The 21,257-nt window shown below is 69.1% G+C and carries 22 protein-coding genes and 1 riboswitch; of the genes, 12 read left to right on the top strand and 10 right to left on the bottom strand.

Annotation, left to right across the window (positions count from 1 at the left end):
• Nucleotide 1: 1 nt before the first annotated feature.
• Complete coding sequence (locus LPH33_RS04610) at nucleotides 2–829, bottom strand: DUF3027 domain-containing protein (RefSeq protein WP_088897813.1); 828 nt, start codon at nucleotides 827–829, stop codon at nucleotides 2–4.
• A 135-nt stretch (nucleotides 830–964) separates the two neighbouring features.
• Between LPH33_RS04610 and LPH33_RS04605 the strand changes: the two genes are divergently transcribed.
• The 3 genes from LPH33_RS04605 to LPH33_RS04595 all read left to right on the top strand — a co-directional run bounded on the left by LPH33_RS04605 (nucleotide 965) and on the right by LPH33_RS04595 (nucleotide 4,038).
• Nucleotides 965–1,780: a glutaminyl-peptide cyclotransferase gene (locus LPH33_RS04605; protein WP_229567278.1), complete on the top strand. Its 816-nt coding sequence runs from the start codon at nucleotides 965–967 to the stop codon at nucleotides 1,778–1,780.
• 91 nt (nucleotides 1,781–1,871) lie between these two features.
• Nucleotides 1,872–3,548 (top strand): MFS transporter, encoded by a 1,677-nt coding sequence (locus tag LPH33_RS04600; protein ID WP_160873793.1) that lies wholly within the window; start codon nucleotides 1,872–1,874, stop codon nucleotides 3,546–3,548.
• Entirely contained in the window at nucleotides 3,517–4,038 is a 522-nt protein-coding gene (locus LPH33_RS04595) for a DUF2771 domain-containing protein (protein WP_229567275.1), read from the top strand. The genes LPH33_RS04600 and LPH33_RS04595 overlap by 32 nt, the downstream gene beginning before the upstream one ends.
• A 67-nt stretch (nucleotides 4,039–4,105) precedes the next feature.
• Here LPH33_RS04595 and LPH33_RS04590 read toward each other — a convergent pair whose 3' ends face one another.
• A complete protein-coding gene (locus LPH33_RS04590; protein WP_229568255.1) occupies nucleotides 4,106–4,513 on the bottom strand; it encodes a cold-shock protein in 408 nt (135 codons plus the stop codon).
• 193 nt (nucleotides 4,514–4,706) lie between these two features.
• Between LPH33_RS04590 and LPH33_RS04585 the strand changes: the two genes are divergently transcribed.
• The 3 genes from LPH33_RS04585 to LPH33_RS04575 all read left to right on the top strand — a co-directional run bounded on the left by LPH33_RS04585 (nucleotide 4,707) and on the right by LPH33_RS04575 (nucleotide 6,401).
• Nucleotides 4,707–4,949, top strand: a complete 243-nt coding sequence (locus LPH33_RS04585) for a hypothetical protein (RefSeq protein WP_051032935.1) — start codon at nucleotides 4,707–4,709, stop codon at nucleotides 4,947–4,949.
• On the top strand, nucleotides 4,946–5,338 hold the full coding sequence (locus LPH33_RS04580) for a YccF domain-containing protein (protein ID WP_016691310.1): 393 nt from the start codon (nucleotides 4,946–4,948) through the stop codon (nucleotides 5,336–5,338). The genes LPH33_RS04585 and LPH33_RS04580 overlap by 4 nt, the downstream gene beginning before the upstream one ends.
• Before the next feature lie 302 nt (nucleotides 5,339–5,640).
• A riboswitch (cyclic di-AMP (ydaO/yuaA leader) is annotated at nucleotides 5,641–5,800 on the top strand.
• A gap of 10 nt (nucleotides 5,801–5,810) precedes the next feature.
• Entirely contained in the window at nucleotides 5,811–6,401 is a 591-nt protein-coding gene (locus LPH33_RS04575; protein WP_016691309.1) for a resuscitation-promoting factor Rpf1 domain-containing protein, read from the top strand.
• Between the two features lie 155 nt (nucleotides 6,402–6,556).
• Here the strand turns inward: LPH33_RS04575 and LPH33_RS04570 are convergent, their stop codons facing one another.
• Nucleotides 6,557–6,745, bottom strand: coding sequence for a hypothetical protein (locus LPH33_RS04570; protein ID WP_006551681.1), 189 nt, complete (start codon nucleotides 6,743–6,745; stop codon nucleotides 6,557–6,559).
• Between the two features lie 59 nt (nucleotides 6,746–6,804).
• Between LPH33_RS04570 and LPH33_RS04565 the strand changes: the two genes are divergently transcribed.
• Nucleotides 6,805–9,084, top strand: a complete 2,280-nt coding sequence (locus LPH33_RS04565; protein WP_088897818.1) for a helicase-associated domain-containing protein — start codon at nucleotides 6,805–6,807, stop codon at nucleotides 9,082–9,084.
• Nucleotides 9,085–9,154: 70 nt separating this feature from the next.
• Here the strand turns inward: LPH33_RS04565 and LPH33_RS04560 are convergent, their stop codons facing one another.
• From LPH33_RS04560 to LPH33_RS04545, 4 genes are read right to left on the bottom strand one after another with little or no spacing between them, the layout of a single operon-like run.
• On the bottom strand, nucleotides 9,155–10,510 hold the full coding sequence (locus LPH33_RS04560) for an LLM class flavin-dependent oxidoreductase (protein WP_229567273.1): 1,356 nt from the start codon (nucleotides 10,508–10,510) through the stop codon (nucleotides 9,155–9,157).
• Nucleotides 10,511–10,538: 28 nt separating this feature from the next.
• The gene (locus LPH33_RS04555) at nucleotides 10,539–11,264 is read right to left on the bottom strand and encodes an ABC transporter ATP-binding protein (RefSeq protein ID WP_229568253.1); all 726 of its coding nucleotides are present in this window, start codon (nucleotides 11,262–11,264) and stop codon (nucleotides 10,539–10,541) included.
• Nucleotides 11,240–12,103: an ABC transporter permease gene (locus tag LPH33_RS04550; RefSeq protein ID WP_160873790.1), complete on the bottom strand. Its 864-nt coding sequence runs from the start codon at nucleotides 12,101–12,103 to the stop codon at nucleotides 11,240–11,242. The genes LPH33_RS04555 and LPH33_RS04550 overlap by 25 nt, the downstream gene beginning before the upstream one ends.
• Complete coding sequence (locus LPH33_RS04545; RefSeq protein WP_229567270.1) at nucleotides 12,100–13,164, bottom strand: PhnD/SsuA/transferrin family substrate-binding protein; 1,065 nt, start codon at nucleotides 13,162–13,164, stop codon at nucleotides 12,100–12,102. The genes LPH33_RS04550 and LPH33_RS04545 overlap by 4 nt, the downstream gene beginning before the upstream one ends.
• Nucleotides 13,165–13,790: 626 nt before the next feature.
• Between LPH33_RS04545 and LPH33_RS04540 the strand changes: the two genes are divergently transcribed.
• The 3 genes from LPH33_RS04540 (at nucleotide 13,791) to LPH33_RS04530 (ending at nucleotide 15,929) form a co-directional block, all read left to right on the top strand.
• On the top strand, nucleotides 13,791–13,958 hold the full coding sequence (locus LPH33_RS04540; protein ID WP_016691300.1) for a hypothetical protein: 168 nt from the start codon (nucleotides 13,791–13,793) through the stop codon (nucleotides 13,956–13,958).
• Nucleotides 13,959–13,979: 21 nt separating this feature from the next.
• A complete protein-coding gene (locus LPH33_RS04535; RefSeq protein ID WP_016691299.1) occupies nucleotides 13,980–14,138 on the top strand; it encodes a hypothetical protein in 159 nt (52 codons plus the stop codon).
• Between the two features lie 132 nt (nucleotides 14,139–14,270).
• Nucleotides 14,271–15,929, top strand: a complete 1,659-nt coding sequence (locus LPH33_RS04530) for a DNA repair helicase XPB (RefSeq protein WP_088897823.1) — start codon at nucleotides 14,271–14,273, stop codon at nucleotides 15,927–15,929.
• Between the two features lie 39 nt (nucleotides 15,930–15,968).
• Here LPH33_RS04530 and LPH33_RS04525 read toward each other — a convergent pair whose 3' ends face one another.
• From LPH33_RS04525 to LPH33_RS04515, 3 genes are read right to left on the bottom strand one after another with little or no spacing between them, the layout of a single operon-like run.
• Complete coding sequence (locus LPH33_RS04525) at nucleotides 15,969–16,631, bottom strand: response regulator (RefSeq protein ID WP_160873788.1); 663 nt, start codon at nucleotides 16,629–16,631, stop codon at nucleotides 15,969–15,971.
• A complete protein-coding gene (locus tag LPH33_RS04520) occupies nucleotides 16,613–18,313 on the bottom strand; it encodes an ATP-binding protein (RefSeq protein ID WP_229567268.1) in 1,701 nt (566 codons plus the stop codon). The genes LPH33_RS04525 and LPH33_RS04520 overlap by 19 nt, the downstream gene beginning before the upstream one ends.
• 49 nt (nucleotides 18,314–18,362) lie before the next feature.
• Nucleotides 18,363–19,733, bottom strand: coding sequence for a CitMHS family transporter (locus LPH33_RS04515; protein WP_229568251.1), 1,371 nt, complete (start codon nucleotides 19,731–19,733; stop codon nucleotides 18,363–18,365).
• Between the two features lie 272 nt (nucleotides 19,734–20,005).
• Between LPH33_RS04515 and LPH33_RS04510 the strand changes: the two genes are divergently transcribed.
• Both LPH33_RS04510 and LPH33_RS04505 read left to right on the top strand, forming a co-directional pair.
• Nucleotides 20,006–20,674: a DUF3239 domain-containing protein gene (locus LPH33_RS04510; RefSeq protein WP_016691294.1), complete on the top strand. Its 669-nt coding sequence runs from the start codon at nucleotides 20,006–20,008 to the stop codon at nucleotides 20,672–20,674.
• 17 nt (nucleotides 20,675–20,691) lie between these two features.
• Nucleotides 20,692–21,255, top strand: coding sequence for a GNAT family N-acetyltransferase (locus LPH33_RS04505; RefSeq protein WP_229567265.1), 564 nt, complete (start codon nucleotides 20,692–20,694; stop codon nucleotides 21,253–21,255).
• Nucleotides 21,256–21,257: the final 2 nt, after the last annotated feature.

The following is a 21,257-nucleotide window of genomic DNA, read 5'->3' as shown; positions in this document are numbered from 1 at the left end:
GTCAGTCGGTCTGTTCCGACTCGGGCGGGGACGGCTCGGACGACTCGGCGGTGGAATCGGTCGGCGCGGAATCGGTCGGCGCGGACTCGGTGGCCGGCCCGAGCTCGACGACCTCCACTGCCGAATCGTCGAACGCCTCGTAGATCGGCGAACCGGCGCCGGTGGGCAGGGTCGTGTCGGAATGCGCGCCGCACCCGTACTCGGCATGCACGACGTGACCGTCGGCGGCGAACTCGTTCCCGCAGACGCCGAAGGCCGCGCGCAGCGATCCGGCGAGCGGAAGGTAGAAACCGCACAGGCGGCACGAGGACGGAGCGGCCTTCGCCATCTCCGAGCCGGGGCCGTACTCTCCGTCGAACCAGCGCTGCGCTGCCTCGAGGCGACCCTCCAGGCTCATGACCTGCTTGCGGCCCAGCCCGATCTCGAGAGCGGTCTCGTCGACCTCTGGGTCGCCGGACTGCATGTAACCGGGGACCAGGCGCACGTCGTCGGGAGCGGGAGCCAGCAGGTCGCCGGGGCCCAGATCGCCGGGACGGATCCGCTCGCTCCACGGCACCCACTCGGGCGCGACGAGCGCGTCGGGACCGGGCAGGAGCACGAGTTCGCTCACCGTCACCCGATCCGAGTCCGGGGCGGCGGCCACGACGACGGCCCACTGCCACCCGCGGTAGCCCGGCAACTCCGAGGCGAAACGATGGGTGGCCGAGCACTCGTCCTCGCGCGTCACGCCCAGATAGGCGCCGACTCCACCGTCCCCGAGTTCGTCGAGTGCGGCCCGGGCGAGGTCGACGGCGTCGGCGAGCACGGAACGCACCGCCGGATCGACCACGGGGTTCGTTCCTCGGGAAGTGGAAGCAGAGGCAACACTCACGGCCCCCATTCTGCCTGACCTGTCTGCTCCGGCGCCTGCGGGTCGCGGAAGGTCGTACAGGCACCGCTCACGCGCGAGGTGCAGGATGGGCGCGTGCCCCGTCTTCTCCTCTCGGCCGCGGTCGCGACGGTCGTCTGCGTCACCACCGCCGGATGTGGCGACGATCTCGTCGCCGAACCCGGTCCACCCGCCACCGAACTCGGTGTGGAGGTCGTCGCCACGCACCCCCACGATCCGGAAGCGTTCACCCAGGGCCTCGAGATCGACGAAGGCGAACTGCTCGAAGGCACCGGCCGGGCCGGGCGCTCGTGGGTGTCGGCCCGGCAAGTCGACCTCGACGGCGGCACCGTCGCCCTCGCCGAGACCGAGCGCACCCGCGAACCCGTCCTCGACGACTTCTTCGGTGAGGGCATCACCGTGGTCGGCGACGAGCTGTGGCAGCTGACCTGGAAGGACGGCACGGCCGTCGTCCGCGATCGCGACACCCTCCTCGAGAAGCGCCGGGTCGACTACGACGGCGAGGGCTGGGGGCTGTGCGCGCAACCCGACCGCCTGGTGATGAGCGACGGCTCGGCCGAGCTGATCTTCCGCGACCCGGCCACCTTCGACGAACTCGGGCGCGTCACCGTGCACCGGGACGGGCGTGCCGTGTCGGAGCTCAACGAACTCGAGTGCACCGAGGACGGCAGGGTCTGGGCGAACGTGTGGCAGACGGACGAGATCGTGCTGATCGATCCGGCGTCGGGCCGCGTGGAGGCCCGGGTCGATGCGGCTCCGCTGCGCGATCGGCTGCCCGAGGACGCCGATGTGGACGTCCTCAACGGCATCGCGCAGATCCCCGGGACCGATCGGTTCCTGGTGACGGGCAAGTACTGGCCGACGCTGTTCGAAGTGCGTTTCGTGGAGTGATCCGGGTGGCATACCGATCGCGACACGCGTCACTCGGGCCACGTGCCGCCCTTGTGTTACAGCCGCTATCGCGTGGGGAAGAATCGAAGACGTGACCGAACCGGACGAGCGACCCGCCCCCGAGGGAGCGGACGGCCGTGCCCCGGGTTCGCAGCATCCGGGGTACAGCAACTATCCGCCTCCGCGCCGCGTCTCGGGCCGTCGCACTCCCCTGCCGCCCCTGCATCCCGTCGACCATCCGCGCCGGCCACCGGGTGCGTCGGCCGCCGGTCGGACGGAGTCCTCGTCCGAGACCGACTCGCCGCGCGCCCCGCGCATGCCGCGGAAGTTGACGGTGACGCGGGTCGCGGCCCTGCGCAGCCGCGAACTCACCTCGAAGGGCATCGCGACCTTCCGTCGAGCGGCCACGGCCGACGGCGCCGACAAGTCGGGCCTGACCGCGCTCACCTACGCGACGATGGCGAACTTCGCCTCCGACGCGGCCATCGCCGTCGCGCTCGCGAACACCCTGTTCTTCTCGGCGGCCACCGGTGAGGACAGGACGAAGGTCGCGCTGTATCTGCTCATCACGATCGCGCCGTTCGCGATCATCGCCCCGCTCATCGGGCCGTTGCTCGACAGGTTGCAACACGGTCGTCGCGTCGCTCTGGCGACGTCGTTCGCGCTGCGCACGGTGCTCGCAGTGGTGCTGGTGTTCAACTTCGACAGCTGGCTGTTGTATCCGGCGGCCCTCGGCATGATGGTGCTGAGCAAATCGTTCGCGGTGCTCAAATCCGCGGTGACACCCAGAGTCCTGCCACCGGAGATCGACCTGGTGCGGGTGAACTCCCGGTTGACGGTCTTCGGCCTGGTCGGCGGCACGATCGGCGCCGGCGCGATCGCGGCGGCCGCAGCGTGGGCGTTCGGTTCGTCGGGCGCGCTGTGGCTGTGCGCCGGGATCACCGCATTCGGCGCCTACCTGAGCATGCGTATCCCTGCCTGGGTCGAGGTCACCGAGGGCGAGGTGCCGGCGACGCTGTCGTACCACCGCTCCGACGCGCGCACCGAGGTGCTGAACGCCGACACCGTGACCGAGGTGATCGTCACCAAGTCCGGCAAACGCAAGCAACCGCTGGGACGGGCGGTGGTGACCGGGCTGTGGGGCAACGGCACGATCCGCATCCTCACCGGCTTCCTGACCTTGTTCATGGCGTTCGTCGCGAAGAACACCACCGGGCAGGATCCGCTCATGCAGGCCGCGATGCTCGGTGGTGTCGGTGCCGCCGCTGCGGTCGGCAACTTCGCGGGCAACGCCACCGGGGCGCGACTCGCGCTCGGACGGCCCGCTCTGATCGTCGTGCGATGCACCGCCGCGGTCGTCGTCGTGGCCGCCGTCGTCGCCGCGACCGGCAACGTCCTGGCCGCCGCGCTCGCGGCGCTCGTCGCGGCGTGCGCCAGCGCGCTGGCCAAGGTCTCGCTCGACGCATCGCTCCAGCAGGACCTTCCCGAGGAGTCGATCGCGTCCGGTTTCGGCAGGTCCGAGACGGTCCTCCAGCTCAGTTGGGTGTTCGGTGGGGCGATGGGTGTGCTGCTGCCGACCGAGCTGTGGCTCGGATTCGCTGTGGTCTCGGTCGTGCTGGTTCTCGGATTCGCGCAGACGGTGCTGACATACCGTGGGGGGACATTGCTGCCGGGATTCGGCGGCCGTCGACCCGAACGCGTCTCCACCGAGACGGCTGCCGGGCGAAGGCGCGCCGGTGGATCCCCCACCGAAGATTGGAACAGTTGAGTTGCAGGCCCGGACGAAGAAGACTCTCGCGCTGCTGCTGGTAGCCCTGGTGGTCGTGGTAGCGGGAGTCGCCGCCACGGTGTGGAAACTGGTCGATTCGGCCGAGCCCACGCTCCCCACGATCACCGCGTACGCACGGGGAGAGACCGTGACGGTCGACCCCGCGCAGCACTGCAATCTCTATCTCGAGGACTGCGTGGAGAACCCGATCGGTCAGCTCGACGTGCCGGCCGGTTACCCGCTGCAGCTGTCGCTCCCGAACGAGATCGCCGACGCTCCGTGGCGCATCATCACCGTCTACGGTGACACGCAGACCGGGCAGACCTACATCGACGGCGCGATGTTCGAGGCCGGTGCGCGTCGCACCCTGACCGTGAAGAGCTCCCCGGAGCTGCAGCTGCTCGGAGTGGAGATCCAGCTGCCGTCGGCCGTGGTCGACGAGGCCGGTGAACCGATCGCGCACGCCGTGTGGGCCGTCAAGACGTTCTGAGCCCGGCCCCGCATACGACGACGGGCCGTCCTCGCACATGGCGAGGGCGGCCCGTCGTGGTTCGTTCCTAGTGGTCGAGCTCGCGTGCGATCGCCCGCATGACCTCGGAGATGCGCTGCCCGGTCTTGCGGTCGGGGTAACGCCCGCGCCGCAGGTCGGGCTGGACCGCTGCTTCGAGCAGCTTGATCATGTCCTCGACCATGCCGTGCAGCTCGTCCGGCGCGCGGCGCTTCTGCTGGGCGGGAGCCTCGCGGCGGCCCTGCCGCAGCGTGGGCTGCTCGAGGAGCTCGACCTTCAGTGCCTGCGGACCCCGGCGGCCCACCGCCATACCGAACTCGACGCGCTGGCCGGGCTTGAGCGCTCCCACTCCCTCCGGGAGCGCCGAGGCACGGACGTAGACGTCCTCACCCTCGTCCTGGGACAGGAAGCCGAAGCCCTTCTCGACGTCGTACCACTTCACCTTGCCGGTCGGCACCGCGCTCACCTGCTCCTCGACAGCTGTGCCCCACAGTGGGGCAACCGTTCAACATGCAAAACAACGCGCCCCGACTCGGTCGAGCGGGACGCGTGGACACCTGTCAGTGTACCCGCAGAGGTGGGTCCGCCCCCGAATCGTCTTCCCGCTCCCGGACGTCACCGTCCGTCCTTGCGGCGACTACCGTGGTCACGTGGGTACTTCATCTTCGGATTCGTCTGCCGCCCCGCGTAACGGCCTCCTGAAGGCCGCGATCGCCTGCTTCGTCGTCGGTGTGGTGGCGGTCGTCGCCATCTTCCTCATTCCGGCGCTCACCGACGGCAAGCCCGGGCTCGTGCTGTACCTGTTGACCCTCGCATGGCCGTTGGGCTTCGCCCTCGCCATCGCCTTCGCGCTGCGCTCGGGCCGGCGCGCTCGGAATGGAGACCGGACATGAGGATCCTGCTCAACATCATCTGGCTGATCTTCGGCGGGCTGTGGCTCGCGCTCGGCTACTTCGCGGCAGGTCTGATCTGCTGCATCCTCATCATCACCATCCCGTTCGGCATCGCGTCGTTCCGGATCGGCATCTATGCGCTGTGGCCCTTCGGCAAGACGACGGTCGACAAGCCGACGGCCGGCGCCATGTCGCTGATCGGCAACGTCATCTGGATCCTGGTGGCCGGCATCTGGTTGGCCCTCGGCCACATCGCCACCGCGATCGCCATGGCCGTCACGATCATCGGTATCCCGCTCGCCGTCGCGAACCTGAAGATGATCCCGATCTCCCTGATGCCCTTGGGGCGGGAGATCGTTCCTGTGGATGCCCGCCCGAGTTACATGTGATCTTTCTCACATAACGAGCGGATAACGGGCGGGACTCGAAACGGATTTTCGGGTACCCGAACCCCACTACCTGGGACTTTATTCCCTGATCTGCGCCACGCACGTCTGTCGCCACGCGAATCGGCGCGTTATCAATTGGTGACACTTCGCCCTCGGAACCGTTACCGTCATGTCCGGTCGAACCGCCTGGCTCGACCGGTCCGGAACCGCCGCGCCAAATTCCTGTCCCGTGGTTCCGGAAGTCCCGACGAACGATCCACAGGGGACAGGAAACGGGGGACCCACCGGTCTCCCAGGAACCGATCGGCCCACAGCCGGACGGTGTCCAGGAGGCCCGGGCCGACGCAACCGCGACGGTCCTCGGGGTGAAGCCGAAGGCGCTCCCAACGGAGCGACACGGCCGGGCAACCTCTTCAGCCCGAACCCGACAGCTGACCTCGTAGGTGCGTACGGAGAGGAACACGGAACCGACATGAGCGGACGCCATCGCAAGCCCACCAATACCGGTCGTACCGTCGCCAAGTTCGCGCTGACGGGTGCAGTCCTCGGCGTCACGGGTGTCGCGTTCAGCGGCACCGCCGCTGCCGCTCCCGACTCCGACTGGGACCGCCTCGCACAGTGCGAGTCCGGTGGCAACTGGGCGATCAACACCGGCAACGGTTTCCAGGGCGGCCTGCAGTTCTCGCCGAGCACCTGGAACGCCTACGGTGGCCAGGAATACGCTGCCACGGCCCACCAGGCCAGCCGCGAACAGCAGATCGCCGTCGCCGAGCGTGTCCTCGCCGGCCAGGGCTGGGGCGCATGGCCCTCCTGCTCGTCGAGCCTCGGACTGTCGAGCGCGCCCACGCAGCGCTCCGTCGACGCAGCCCCCAGCGCTCCCGCCGAGACCCCTGCGCCCGCCATCCAGAACGCTGTCCCGCAGCTTCCGGAGACCCCCGCTCTCCCCGCCGAGGTCCAGGGCATCCTGGCCGGCTTCGAGCAGGGCGTCACCGCACTCCAGGACGCCGGTGTCGAGCTCGACCCGAACATCCTGGACGCCGTTCGCGCGGTGCTCCCGCAGTAACACCCCGAACATCCCGGAAGGGCCCCGCACCGATCACGGTGCGGGGCCCTTCCGCATATGCGGACGAGCTCGTTCCTCCCTCACACGACGACGCCCGGCCCCACGAAGGGACCGGGCGTCGTACGGAAGAGCCTGTTCGGTGATCCGCGATCGGATCAGCGGTTGATCACCGTCTTCGGATGCGTGTAGGGCAGGTCCTCGACCGGCAACGGGAACACGGTGTCCTCACCGTACGGGGAGAGCGGACCGGAACGCGTGGACGACAGTTCGGTGACAGCGTGCTCACCGTCGGCCAGCTCGGGCCATCCGTGGTCGACGTAATGCTTTTTCGAAGAGGTAGCCATGCGCTCATTTTGGCAGGTGAGTTCGGGGCCTGCTACCGCAGGTCTCTAATCTGGAGGGGATGTCCCCGACCACGCCCGCTCCCGACACCGCCTCGGACTCCCTCGCCCGCTGGCTGGCAGGTCGACGCGACACGGATCTGGCCGCCACGCTGCGTGCCCGTCCCGATCTCGTGGTGCCGCCACCGGCGAGCATGAACGTGCTCGCGAGCCGAGCGCAGCAACGCGCCTCGGTCTTCCGTGCGGCCGACGAACTCGACACCGCCGCCTTCGGGATCGTCGAGGTCCTGGCCCGTCTCGGAGCGGTGGACACCCCCGTCTCCCGCGCCGCCGTGCTCGACGAGGTCTCCGGCCGCATCAGCGCGAGGAATCTCGACCGGATCCTGTCCACCCTGCGCTCGCTGCTGCTCGTGTGGGGGTCCACCGACGAGCTGCGTCTCGTTGCCGCCGCCGTGGACGCCGTTCCGTGGCGCGTCGGACGCACCGGCGACGTCACCGGACCGTCCCGGCAGGAACTCGACGACCTCCTCGCGGCTCTCCCGCCCGAGCAGCGCAGCATCCTCGACACCCTGTCGCGCACGTCCCCGATCGGCCGGACCCGCGACGCCGCGCCGGACACTCCCGCCGACCGGCCCGTGCAGAAGCTGCTCGCTGCCGGGCTGCTCTTCCGTATCGACGACGAGACCGTCGAACTCCCCCACCGGGTGGGCCAAGCGCTGCGCGACGACGCCCCCTTCGATCCGGCGGCGCTCGCTCCCCCGCGCGCACCGAAACCCACCCGCTCGACCGCCGACGTCAACGCGACCGCTGCCGGTGCCGCCCTCGAACTGTTGCGGCACTGCGAGGACGTTCTCGACATTCTCGGGGCGCAACCCGCTCCCGTCCTCAAGGCCGGAGGGCTCGGCGTCCGCGAACTGCATCGCGTCGGGAAGGCGGTCGGACTCGACGACGAGGAGACGGCGCTCGTCGTCGAGGTCCTTGCCGGTGCCGGTCTGATCGCGCGCGGCCTCCCCGACCCGCCGACACCCGGGGACGACGATCACTGGGCCCCGACCACCGCCACCGACGCGTGGCTCACGTCCTCCCCCGCCTACCGCTGGGCCGTGCTCGCCGGTGCCTGGCTCGACCTGCCGCGCCGGCCCTGGCTGATCGGCCGCCGCGACCAGAACGACAAGCCGGTCGCCGCACTGTCCGACGAGGTGAAGTCCCCCACCGCCGCCCGTGACCGGCGGCTGCTGCTCGACGTCCTCTCCGACGTGCCGGCGGCGGGCACGGACGTCGCCGACCTGCGTGCCGCTGCGGCGTGGCGTCGTCCGCGCTGGGCGGGTCGTTTCGACACGACGAGTGTCGTGGAGACCGTGCGGGAGGCGACGACACTCGGTCTCGTCGCGCACGGCATGCTCGCGTCGCCGGGCAAGGCGCTGCTGCACGGCGGCGACGCCGAGGCCGAGATGGCGGCGGTGCTGCCCGAACCCGTCGACTACGTGCTCGTCCAGGCCGACCTCACGGTCGTCGCTCCCGGCCCGCTCGTCCCCGAACTCGGCGAGCGGATCGCGCTCGTCGCCGATGTCGAATCGGCCGGTGCCGCGACCGTCTACCGGATCGGCGACAGCAGTATCCGGCGCGCGCTCGACGCCGGTCTCGGCGCGAGCGACCTGCACGGACTGTTCGCGACGCATTCGCGCACACCGGTGCCGCAGTCGCTCACCTACCTGATCGACGACGTCGCGCGTCGCCACGGACGCCTGCGGGCCGGTGTGGCGACGTCCTTCGTCCGCGCCGACGATCCGGCCCTGCTCACCGAGGTGCTGTCCGCCCCGGTCGCCGCCACGCTCGCCCTGCGCGCGGTCGCCCCGACCGTCGCGATCTCGCAGGCGCCTCTCGCCGAGGTGCTCACCGAGCTGCGCGCCGCGGGCTTCGCGCCCGCCGGGGAGGACGCCTCGGGAGCGATCGTGGATCTACGGCCCCGGGGCGCCCGTGTTGCGATGCCGCGTGCCCGGGCCCGCTATGCCGGACCCACCGCGCCGAGCGACGAGCAACTCGACACCCTCGTGCGCACGCTGCGCGCCGGCGACCGTGCGGAGGCCGCGACACCGACGGCCTCGGCACGTGGTGACGGCAGCCGATCCGGCGGTGCGGCGACACTCGCGCTGCTGCAACTGGCTGTGCACGGCAAGCGCAGCGTCACCCTCGGCTACGTCGACGCGCAGGGGGTGGCGACGCGCCGCATCGTCGACCCGGTGTCGGTGGGCGGCGGGCAGGTGCAGGCCTTCGACCCGGCGACCGGCTCGGTGCGCAGCTTCGTCCTGCACCGTGTCACGTCGGTGGCGCTGGTCGACTGACGACGGACCCGGGTGCGGTCGATCAGGCATCGCGCGGAACCGCCCACCACCGGCCCGTGGGCGGAGAGGCTCAGCGCTGCGTCGCGAACCGCGCGAACGCCCTGCCGACGGTGAACTGGTTCTCCGGCTGCGGGAGCCCATAGTGCCCACGCAGGGTGGATTCGGTGTACTCGGTGCGGAACAGACCGCGCTCCTGCAGGATCGGCACCACACCGTCGACGAACTTCTCGAGCCCCGACGGCAGCACCGCGGGCATGATGTTGAAACCGTCGGCCGCGCCGCTGTGGAACCAGTGCTCGATCGTGTCGGCCACCTGCTCGGCCGTGCCCGCGAAAGTGCGGTGGCCGCGACCGCCGCCGAGGCGTTCGATGAGCTGCCGCACCGTGAGGTTCTCCCGTCGTGCGAGCTGCACGATGAGCGTGTACCGGCTCTTGGCTCCCTCGATCTCGTCCTCGGACGGCAGGTTCTCCGGCAGCGGCTCGTCGAGCGGAAGCTGCTCCGGCCGCAGCCCGAACCGTTCGGCGAGCTGGTGGCGCGCGTACTCGGGCGAGATCAGCCGGGCCAGTTCGGCGTCGAGTTCGCGTGCCTCCTTCTCCGTATCGCCGATGACGGGCACGATGCCCGGGAGGATCAGCACCTGCCGCGGGTCGCGGCCGACCTTGCCCACGCGATCCTTCACGTCGTCGTAGAACGCCTTGCCCTCCTCGAAGGTGGGCTGGGCGGTGAAGATCGCCTCGGCGTACAGGGCGGCGAAGTCCTTGCCGTTCTCCGACGAGCCCGCCTGCACGAGCAGCGGGTAGCCCTGCGGCGACCGCGGCACGTTGAGCGGCCCGGCCACCGAGAAGAACTCTCCCTCGTGGTCGAAGGTGTGGACCTTCGCGGAGTCGGCGTGGATCGCCGCCTCCTTGTCGGCGACGATCGCGTCGTCCTCCCAGCTGTCCCACAGCTTGGTCGACACCTCGACGAACTCGGCGGCCCGCGCGTAGCGGCTCTTGTGCGCCGGCACGCCGTCGAGACCGAAATTGCGGGCGGCGTCGTCCCCGGCGGTGGTGACGATGTTCCAGCCGGCACGTCCCCCGCTGACGAAGTCCAGCGAGGCGAATCGCCGCGCGAGGTTGTAGGGCTCGTTGTAGGTCGTCGACGCGGTCCCGATGAGACCGATCCGCTCGGTGGCCGTTGCGATCGCGGTGAGGATGATCGTGGGTTCGAGCTTGCCGCTCGGACGCCGCTCGGGATTCGCGAACAGTACGGGGCTGTCGGCGAGGAACACCGAGTCGAACCTGCCACGCTCGGCGGTGCGGGCGAGCGAGATGTAGTGCTGGATGTCGAGATTCGCGTTCGGGTCGCTCTCCGGCAGACGCCAGGCCGCTTCGTGGTGGCCGATGGGCATGAGGAAGGCGTTGAGGCGCAATCGACGATCGGTCATGTCTTCTCCTGTCGTGAAAGGTCTTTCGTCACGGTTGTGTGATGACACCGAGGGCGGTGAGGAGGTCTTCACGGATGTCCCGGAAACCGGGATCCGTGATGGAACGGGGTTTGTCGAGATCCACGTGGCGGTCGACGGCGATGCGTCCTTCGTCCAGCACGACGATCCGGTCGGCGAGCACGATCGCCTCGTCGACGTCGTGGGTCACGAGCAGCACGGTGGGACGGTGCGCGCGGACGAGGTCGTCGAGCAGTCCGTGCATCCTGATGCGGGTCAGGGCGTCGAGCGCGCCGAACGGCTCGTCGGCGAGCAGCAACTGCGGCTCCCGTACCAGGGCTCGGGCCAGCGCGACACGCTGTTGCTCCCCGCCCGAGAGTTCGAGCGGCCAGGCGTCCTCGCGCCCGGCCAGGCCGACCTCGGCCAGCATCTCGGATCCGCTGCTCCTGCCCTGCCTGTCGAGACCGAGCGTGACGTTGTCGAGCACGCGCAGCCAGGGCAGCAGACGGGAGTCCTGGAAGGCGACGGAGACCTTCTCCGGTACCGCGAGTGCGCCGCCGCGGATCTCCACGTCGTAGTCGAGGCCGGCAAGAGCACGCAGCAGAGTGGACTTCCCGGATCCGCTCCTGCCGAGCAGGGCGACGAACTGCCCTTCGGGGATCTCGAGGTCGAGTCCGTCGAGGACGTTCCGGTCGCCGAAGCCGCGGATCAGGCCGCGGATGCGTACGGCGCTCATCCGCCCAGCGTCTTCCGCCAGGCGAGCGCCCGACGCTCGAGCAACCGGAGGCCGGCGTCGGATGCCAGACCGAAGACGCCGTAGACGAGCAATCCGACGAGGATGACGTCCGGCTGACCGTAGTTCTGGGCGTTGAACATCATCTTGCCCAGGCCGCTCACAGCGTTGATGCTCTCGACCACGATCAGGGTGAGCCACGCACCGGTCACCGCCAGGCGCAGACCGAGGAAGAATCCGGGCAGCGCTCCTCGCAGCACCACCTTCCACACGAACTGTGCGCGCGTGAGACCGAGGACCTCGGCGAGTTCGACGTAGCGCTGCTCGAGCGCTGTGAGGGCGTTGTGCGTCTGGATGTAGATGGTCACGACCGTCCCGAGTGCGATCACCGTGATCTTGAAGGTCTCGCCGATGCCGAGCCACAGGATCAGCAGCGGGATGAGACCCAGCGTCGGGATCGCACGCTTGAACTGCACAGGGCCGTCGATCAGGGCTTCGCCGGTGCGGGTCAGGCCGGATGCGAGCGCGAGCGCGGTACCGATGACGCATCCGATCACGAAGCCCAGCACGGCACGGCTCAGCGATGCCAGGATATGTTGTTGCAGAGTTCCTTCCGCGACGAGCTCGACCGCGCTGGTCACCACGGTCCAGGGAGCGGAGAGCTTGCGGTCGTCGATCCATCCGGCACCCGACCCGATCGCCCACACGGCGAGCAGCAGAACCACGCCGGTCATGCGCGAGAACGGGACGGCCTTGCGGAGACCGAGCCGCCGAAGCGGCCTGATCCCGTCCGTCGGTGGCGGATCGACGGGGTCCGGCGGGCGGGCGCCGACCTCCACCGGTTGTGTCAGTGTGCTGGTCACGAATCCGACCCCTTCCGGTACTCCCGCGGAACCGACTCCGCGGCAATCGTTTCGAATCTGCGATCGAAGATCTGCTCGACGTCGAACTCGTCGAACCATCCGGCCTCGTCGAGCAGTTCCGAGGTCTCCTGCGTCCATTCGATCGCGGAGTCCCAGTCGGTGGGATAGGCCGGTTTCTGGCCGACGGTGTCGACGATCCGCCTGCCGTCCTCGTACGAGACCCCCTCGCTCTCGACGTAGTACTTCCGGATCCACTCGTCCCGGTTCTCCCATGCCCAGACGTCGCCCTGCGCCCACAGCGGGATGAACTCCTTGATCGCTGCGACCTTCGCGGGGTCCTCGAGCACGGACACCGGAGCCCACAGAACACTCAGCGCGTCGACCTCGGGCGTGAACACCCCTCGCGCACCCTCGGTTTCGTACTGGTTCAGGTACTTCGTGAGGGTCGGTTCCGCCAGCGGTGCGACGTCGACCTGTTTCGCCTGGAGCGCCGTGAGGAACTGAGTGCTCGGCAGTTCGACGAATTCCACCTCGTCGAGGCCGATTCCGGCCGACTTCAGCGTCCGGAGCACGACGACACCCTGAGCCTGCCCCGGCGACAACGCGATTCTCCTGCCGCGCAGGTCGTCCAGCGAATCGATGTCGGTACCGGGTGCCGTCGCGAGCGAGTACTGCGGCGAATCCTTCTCGCGTACGGCGACGATCCTGGCGTCGAGCCCGGTGGTATGGGCCTGGATGGGAGGAATCGCGGCATTGGCCGCGAGATCGACGGCGTCGCCGCGGAACGCCTGGATGACGTCGGGACCGGCCGAGACATCGGGCCAGTCCGACACCGTGAACGGCAACTCGTCGATACGGCCGGTCGCCTCGAGCTGGATACGAGTGGGCTTGACCGCGATGCTCAACGACGTCCCCGGTGGAATCTCCTCGGGGAGTTCGGCGTCGGCGGACAATCCCCCGGTCGAACCGCCGGCGCACCCGGTGAGCACGACGCTCAGTGCGGCCGCGACGACGATCGGAGCGCGCGATCTTCGAGAGCGCACGAGTGAGGACACGGTCATGAGAACTCCTTGCGAAGGTGAAGGGCGCGACGTCGCGCGGAATGCGCCGACGCGCGCTACCGGAAGACGAACGGGAACCCGAGCGCAGGCACGGCCCCGAGAGGAACGATCCCGAAATCAGCGGTCGCGGTTCGGAGAACAGCGACAGTGCGGACAGCCGCGGAACCGCGATCGGTGGACGACGCGACACGCACGGTGCTCGCGACGCGAGACGCTGCGGCCTGCGATCACGCTCCGGCCCATCGCTCTCCCCCGTCTGCCCGGCTGTGGACGTCCTCTGTCCGCACAGCATCGCCGGTGACGGTATCGGCCGCGTGGAACGTCCCGACAGGGATCGACGCACGGTGAAATCAACTCGGGAAACCGGAGTACGGAATATTTCGACTCCGTGTTCGGATGGCGCACAGAATAATTCGAGCGACTGGCTTTTCCTGGGAAATGACGTATGGTGTGGTCCTGTCGAGTGGTTGTTCATCGAAGATGGAGTGACAATGGCCGACAAGGGCAAGAATCCGAAGAAGCCTGCGAAGTCCCTGAAGGAACGTCGCCAGGAGAAGCGGCAGAAGGCCGCCGAAGCCGGCGAGTTCATTCGTAAGCGGAAGCGGAGCTGAATCCGGTTGCAGGCCATGGATCTCGAGATCGCAGCGCTCGAAGCGCTGTACGAGAAGATAAGTGGATTGTCCGGTCGGGAAACGGGCACCGACGCACAGCGGCACGGATATCGTGCCGCATTGGCGCGTGCACGGGTGTTCGTTCTCGACGAGCGAGCCGGCGCGATGAAACAGCCGGCCTGAGAAAGAGAAATCGGTACTGGAATGAAGCGGACGCTGCATGCCCTGGACAAGATCCAGGAACGACTCGAATCGGAACTGGATTCGAGGCCTCCCGCCTCCGAGAAGGACGCCGGCTACCGGTCCGGTATCTCCGAGGCACTGGTGTGCGTGATGGAGGTGCGGCAGTCGCTCGCACGGTGAGTACGCCGTGAAACCGGTCGGCCGTGCGTTCCCGCCACGGGGGAACGCACGGCCGTACACCGTCGTGGTGGCGCGGTACGGCCCGAACCTGGAGAATGGGAAAGTTCTACTTTCCATCCACAGGAGGCACTCGTGGCCGACGGACCGCTCATCGTCCAGTCCGACAAGACCGTGCTCCTCGAGGTCGATCACGAACGGGCGAACGAGGCGCGGCAGGCGATCGCACCGTTCGCCGAGCTCGAACGCGCCCCCGAGCACATCCACACCTACCGGGTGACGCCGCTGGCACTGTGGAACGCGCGTGCCGCCGGTCACGACGCCGAGCAGGTCGTCGACGCGCTGGTCTCGCATTCCCGGTTCGCCGTCCCGCAGGCCCTGCTCGTCGACATCGTCGACACCATGGGCCGCTACGGGCGCCTCCAGCTGGTCAAGAACCCCGCGCACGGCCTGACCCTGGTCAGCCTCGACCGGGCGGTGCTCGCCGAGGTCCTGCGGAACAAGAAGATCGCCCCGATGCTCGGCGCCCGCATCGACGACGACACCGTGATCGTGCATCCGAGCGAGCGCGGACGCGTCAAGCAGATGCTGCTGAAGATCGGCTGGCCGGCCGAGGACCTCGCGGGGTACGTCGACGGCGAGGCGCATTCGATCTCGCTGGACTTCGAGACGAACCCCTGGCACCTGCGCGACTACCAGGAACTGGCCGCCGACTCGTTCTGGTCGGGCGGCTCGGGTGTCGTGGTGCTGCCGTGCGGTGCCGGCAAGACGATGGTCGGCGCCGCCGCGATGGCGAAGGCCGGCGCGACGACACTCATCCTCGTGACGAACACGGTCGCCGGCCGCCAGTGGAAGCGCGAGCTGATCGCCCGCACCTCCCTCACCGAGGACGAGATCGGTGAGTACTCGGGTGAGAAGAAGGAGATCCGCCCGGTCACCATCGCCACCTACCAGGTGATCACCCGCAAGTCGAAGGGTGAGTACCGCAATCTCGAGTTGTTCGACTCCCGCGACTGGGGGCTGATGATCTACGACGAGGTGCACCTGCTGCCGGCGCCGGTCTTCCGCATGACCGCCGACCTGCAGTCCCGCCGCCGCCTCGGCCTCACCGCGACCCTCGTGCGAGAGGACGGACGCGAAGGCGACGTCTTCTCCCTCATCGGCCCGAAGCGGTTCGACGCGCCGTGGAAGGACATCGAAGCCCAGGGCTGGATCGCGCCTGCCGACTGCGTGGAGGTCCGCGTGACCCTCACCGACGCCGAGCGCATGGCGTACGCGGTGGCCGAGCCCGAGGAACGGTACAAGCTGTGCTCGACCGCGCGCACCAAGATCCCGGTCGTGAAGTCGATCCTCGAGCAACACCAGGACGCCCCGACACTGATCATCGGTGCCTACATCGATCAGCTCGACGAGCTCGGTGAAGCGCTCGACGCCCCGGTCATCAAGGGGTCGACGAAGACGAAGGAACGCGAGGCGCTGTTCGACCGGTTCCGGTCGGGCGAGTTGAAGGTGCTCGTCGTGTCGAAGGTCGCGAACTTCTCCATCGACCTGCCGGAGGCCTCGGTCGCGATCCAGGTGTCGGGCACCTTCGGTTCGCGGCAGGAGGAGGCCCAGCGTCTCGGGCGGCTGCTGCGTCCGAAGCACGACGGTGGGCAGGCGCACTTCTACTCCGTGGTCTCCCGCGACACCCTCGACGCCGAGTACGCCGCGCACCGCCAGCGGTTCCTCGCCGAGCAGGGTTACGCGTACCGGATCACCGACGCCGACGACCTGCTCGGACCGCAGATCGGCTGACGCGGAGTTCTCCGGAACCGCGGATCACAGGGACCAGCGTCACAGCGGTCGGTATTCCTGTTCGGGACGGCCGGTGGTGCCGTAGCGCAACTGCATCCGCAGGCGTTTCCTCGCGACGAGGGCCGCGAGATAGCGCTGGGCGGTCGCGCGCGACACCCCGATCGTCACGGCCACCTCCCCCGCCGACATCGGTTCCGGTGATTCCCGGAGCGCCTGCATCACGAGTTCCTCGGTCATCGAACGCGAGGGGGCCGGGCGGGCGGCCGGCAACACCGGTCGCAGTGCAGCCAGCGCCGTGTCGATCTCGGTCTGGGTGAGCTCCTCCCCCGCGACGACCCTGCGGTACTGCGCGTAGGCCGCCAGGCGGCGGGCCAGTTCGGTGCTCGCGAACGGCTTGACCAGGTACACCAGCGCACCGGCGGCGAGCGCCGCCCGCACCGTCGTGCCCTCGCCGGCGGCACCGAGCACGAAACTGTCGCATTCGAGGCTCCGGATCAGGTCGACCCCGGAGCCGTCCGGCAGATACACGTCCACGAGGGCGAGATCGACGGGACCGGACCGAACGGCGTCCCGAGCTGCCGCGATGCTCCCGGCGACCGCGCAGATCTCGAATCCCGCCACACCCGAGACCACGGATGCGTGGAGTTCGGCGACGCGGAAGTCGTCGTCGACGACGAGGACCTTCAGATCCGTTCCGCCCATCCCCTATCCCTTTCGTCGAGCATCCCGGGCAGCGTCGCCAGGAAGACCGCACCCCCGGTCGGATTCTCCGGTGTGCGCTGCCCGCCTCGGTCCGCCAGCACGACGTCGCCGCCGTGCAGCCGTGCGATGCGCCGTGCCAGCGCCAGCCCCATTCCGCGACCGCCGGGCACCGTCGGATCGCTGCGGGTCGTCGCGCCCTCGACGAAGACGTCGGGCAACGCGGGATCGACGCCGTCGCCGGTGTCGGCGACACTCACGTGCAGGTCGGCACCGTCCTCCATCAGTTCGACCTCCACCTCGGCCGGTGTGCGCCCGCTCGTGCGTGCCGCCTCGATCGCATTGTCGAGCAGGTTCCCGAGCACCGTGGTGACGTCGACGGGCGCCTGCACGGTGGCGTGCACCCATGTGTTCTCGCCGAGCACGAGCCCCACTCCCTGCTCGCGCGCATGCGCGGCCTTCGCGACGAGGAAGGCGTGCAGGTAGGGGTCGGTGATCGCGTCGATGCCGTCGAGCTGCTCACCGAGCGGACCCGAACCCAGGATCTGTTCGATGTACTCGAGCGCCTGCTCCGCGTGCCCGCGGCGGAGCAGTCCGTCGAGCAGGTGGAGGCGGTTCGCGAATTCGTGCCGCTGGGCCCGCAGCGCCGTACTCATCGCCTTGACGGCATCGAGTTCACGCGTGAGCGTCTCGATGTCGGTCCGGTCCCGCACCGACATCACCGTGCCGAGATCCCGGCCGTCGCGCACCACGCGCCGCGAGACGGCGACCACGACCCGGTCGCCGGTGGTCGCCGCGACCGGGATGCCGTCCGCGGCGCGCAGCACGTCGAGCAACCGCGGGGTGATCCCGAGAGTGTCGACGCTGTGGCCGATTCCGTCGTCGAGGTCGACGCGGTGGCCGATCCTGTCGTCGAGATCGAGCAGGCGACGTGCCTCGGCATTGACGACCGTGACGATGCCGCGGGCATCGGTGCCGACGACCCCGTCGGAGATCCCGTGCAGTACGACCTCCTGTTCGCGGACCAGCTCGGTGAGCTGTTCGGGTTCGAGTCCCAGGGTGAGTCGCTTCCAGCGGTTGGCGAGCAGCAACGACCCGGCAGCACCGCACCCGAGCGCCGCGAGCGCGATCAGTGCGGCATCGGCGAGGTCGCTGCGCAGATCGGCGCGCACCCGGTCGGTGGCGATGCCGACGCTGACCTCCCCGACCACCCTGCCCGAGACGGAATCGCCCACCGGCACCTTGGCCCGCACGGAATCGCCGAGCGTGCCCGACTCGCTGGTCATGACCTCGCGTCCGGCGAGCGCTTCGGTGGGATCGGTGCTCACCCTCCGGCCGAGCTGCTCCGGATCGGGATGCGCGAGCCGGCGCCCCTGGTCGTCGGTGACCACGACGAACAACGCTCCGGTGGCGGTGCGGACCGCCTCGGCGGCCTGCTGCACCGCACCGGATGCGAGTTCCGGGTTGTCCGGGGAGACCACCCCGTCGTCGGCGGCCGAATAGCGTGCGACCTCGTCCCGCACGGTCGGGTCCGCGGACACCGACCGTGCGATCGCGAGCGCGCGCTGACCGTGCTCGTCGGTGACTCGGTCCTCGGTGGTGGTGGCGAACACCGTGAATCCGATGCCGAGCGCCACCGCCACCACCGCGGACTGGAGCAGAAGTACCTGGGTGCGAAGTTTCACGGCGTCGCTCCCGTTCGTCCCATCCGTCCAGTGTGGCTCGGAGCCGATCTCACCCGAACGGAATCTGCCCGAGTACCACCCCGACGACGAGCATCACGACCGACACCACTCCCGCGCGCCACAGCACCTTGCGGTGGTGGTCGGCCAACGGCACCCCGGCGAGGGTCACCAGCAGCAGGATCGCCGGGACCAGCGGGCTCTGCATGTGGACGGGCTGTCCGGTGATCGATGCGCGCGCCATCTCGACCGGTTCGATGCCGTACTGCGCTGCCGTCTCCGCCAGGACGGGGAGCACCCCGAAGTAGAAGGCGTCGTTGGTCATGAAGAAGGTCATCGGGATGCTGAGCAGACCGGTGATGACGGCGAGGAACGGGCCGAGCGAGTCGGGGACGACGCCGGTGAGCCACAACGCCATCGACTCGACCATCCCGGTGCCCTGGAACACGCCCGTCAGGACGGCCGCGGCGAACACCATCGCGACGACCGACACGATGCTCGACGAATGGCGTGCGATCGCGGCGGACTGGTCGACGACGCGCGGGAAGTTCACGGCCAGCGCGATACCGGCGGCGATCATGAACAGCACGGGGATCGGCAGGATGTCGAGACCGAGGACGACGAGCAGCGCCACCGTGAGGATCGCGTTGAAGGGCAGCAGACGCGGACGCAGGGTCGGACGGTCGGGGTCGAGTCCGGCAGCCAACTGACCGACCTCCCCGTCGGTGGCATCGGTGTCCTTTCCGACCGTCGTACCCACTCCGGACGGACCGGCGCCGAGCGGCATCAGGTCGGGCTTCCACGTGAGCTTCCCGAGGCGGCGACGTTCGACGAAGCCCAGGTGAGCAGCGAAGCCCAGCACGACCACGAGTCCCACGACGAGCGACGGGATCATCGGGACGAACACGTCGGACGGGGACAACCCGAGCGCGCTGGCCGCGCGCACCGTCGGCCCGCCCCACGGGATGATGTTCATCGTGGCGTTCGCCAGGCCCGCGACGACGGTGAGGACGACGGGGCTGACCTTCAGTTTCAGGTAGAGCGGCAGCAGCGCGGAGGTGGTGATGATGAACGTCGTGGACCCGTCTCCATCGAGGGAGACGACCATCGCCAGCACCGCGGTTCCGATCACCAGTCGCGCCGGGTCGTCGCGCACGAGCCGCAGGATGAGCCGCACCAGCGGATCGAACAGGCCGACGTCGATCATGATGCCGAAGAAGATGATCGCGAAGAACAGCAGCGCCGCTGTGGGGGCGAGACTTTCGACGCCGTCGACGATCATGTCGCCGATGTCGGTGCCGGCTCCGGCGATCAGGCCGAACGCGACCGGGATCAGGATCAGGCCGACGACCGGGGTGGCCCGTTTCGACATGATCAGGTACATGAACGTGGCGACCATCAGGAAGCCGAGGATGACGAGCATGGCGGTGCCCACTTTCTGACGTGATCAGGGCCGGTCCGGGCACACGTCGACCACGGGTCGCGGGTGCGACCGGAGGTTCGGTGTGGGGGTCCGGCTCGAAGCCGTGAGGATTGTGTGATCTCTGCTACAGCAGAGTGTGTGGCCACGTCCCTCACCGAGTCACCGTTGCGCGCGATAGCGCCGTTGTGCGCATTCTGCTCGAGCCCGCCGCGGCCGGGCTCGCCGCCGGAGACCGGCAGTGGTCGGCCGAAGGGCTCCCATAAGCTGGTGGCGTGCGCCGCTTCGACTTCCCTGTGGACCTGCCCCATGCCAAGGCCGTGAACCAGACCCTCGCGGATGTCCGTCGTCTGCGGTGGTCGGCGATATTCGTCGGCCTGGTGTGTGTCGCGGGTGCGGTGGGTCTGTTCCTGCTCGGCGAGGCCTGGGCGTACATCGTCGCCGCCGTGCTGGCGATCGCGGCAGCGACGTCGGTGTGGGTGGCATTGTGGGCGCCGCGCAAGGTGGGGACCATCGAGCAGCTCTACCGCGACAGCCCGCTCGTCCCGGCCGTCGTCGCCGCCAAGCGTGCCCGCGGGCTGACGCTGCTCGCGCTGGTCGACATCGCCAAGCCCGAGACGTCCGGTCGGCACTTCGCCCTGGTCACCCGCAACGTGGAGGCGGTGCCGGGTCACCGGATCGCGATCGGTGAGCGGGTGCCGTGTGCCGCGGTCCTGTCCGACCGCACGACCCGCAACGACTCGGGGGTCTGGCAGATGGTGGGCCCCATGCCGATCGCCTGGGGTACCCGTGATCAGAAGATCATTGCCGACGCGGTCGCGCAGATCCCCGAGGTGGAGTGGCGCGTGCTGAAGGACAAGCTGAAGATGGTGGACCAGATCGACGCCACCGACGAGCGTCGCCTCGAACTGGCGAGCAAGGAACTGCCGCCCGAGATGCGGTGACACAGGACTGCGGTGACATGGACGTACGCACGCTGACCGACGGCGCGGTGGTGCTCTCGCCACCGGGTCCGGCCGACGTCGACGCCATCACCCAGGCGTGCCGGGATCCGCTGATCGCCCGGTGGACCACCGTGCCCTCCCCCTACGCCCGAGCGGACGCGCTGCACTTCGTCGAGGACGTCGTTCCGGCCAAGTGGGCCCAGGGATGGCCCGACTGGGCCGTGCGCACCGCCGCGGACGGAGTATTGCGCGGCATGGTCGGATTCGTTCCGCGTGAGGGCTCGGACCCGGAGATCGGGTACTGGATCGCACCGACGACGCGGCGCCACGGACTCGCGACCGCCGCGGTGCGCCTGGCATGCGGTTTCGCGTTCGCGCAGGACGGCATGAACGTCCCGCGGGTCGCGTGGCGTGCCTTCGTCGGCAACCATGCCTCCGCCGCCGTCGCACGACGGGTCGGGTTCCGGTACGAGGGCATCGCCCGCAACGGCCTGCTCCAGCGGGGCGTGCCGCGGGACGTGTGGGTCGCCGGACTGTCCGCCGACGACCCACCCGGACCCGTGGAGGGCTGGCCCCTCTAGGT

The organism is Rhodococcus sp. RDE2, from assembly GCF_020885655.1.
Lineage (GTDB): Bacteria > Actinomycetota > Actinomycetes > Mycobacteriales > Mycobacteriaceae > Rhodococcus > Rhodococcus pyridinivorans.
This window is presented reverse-complemented; position numbering and strand designations above follow the sequence as displayed.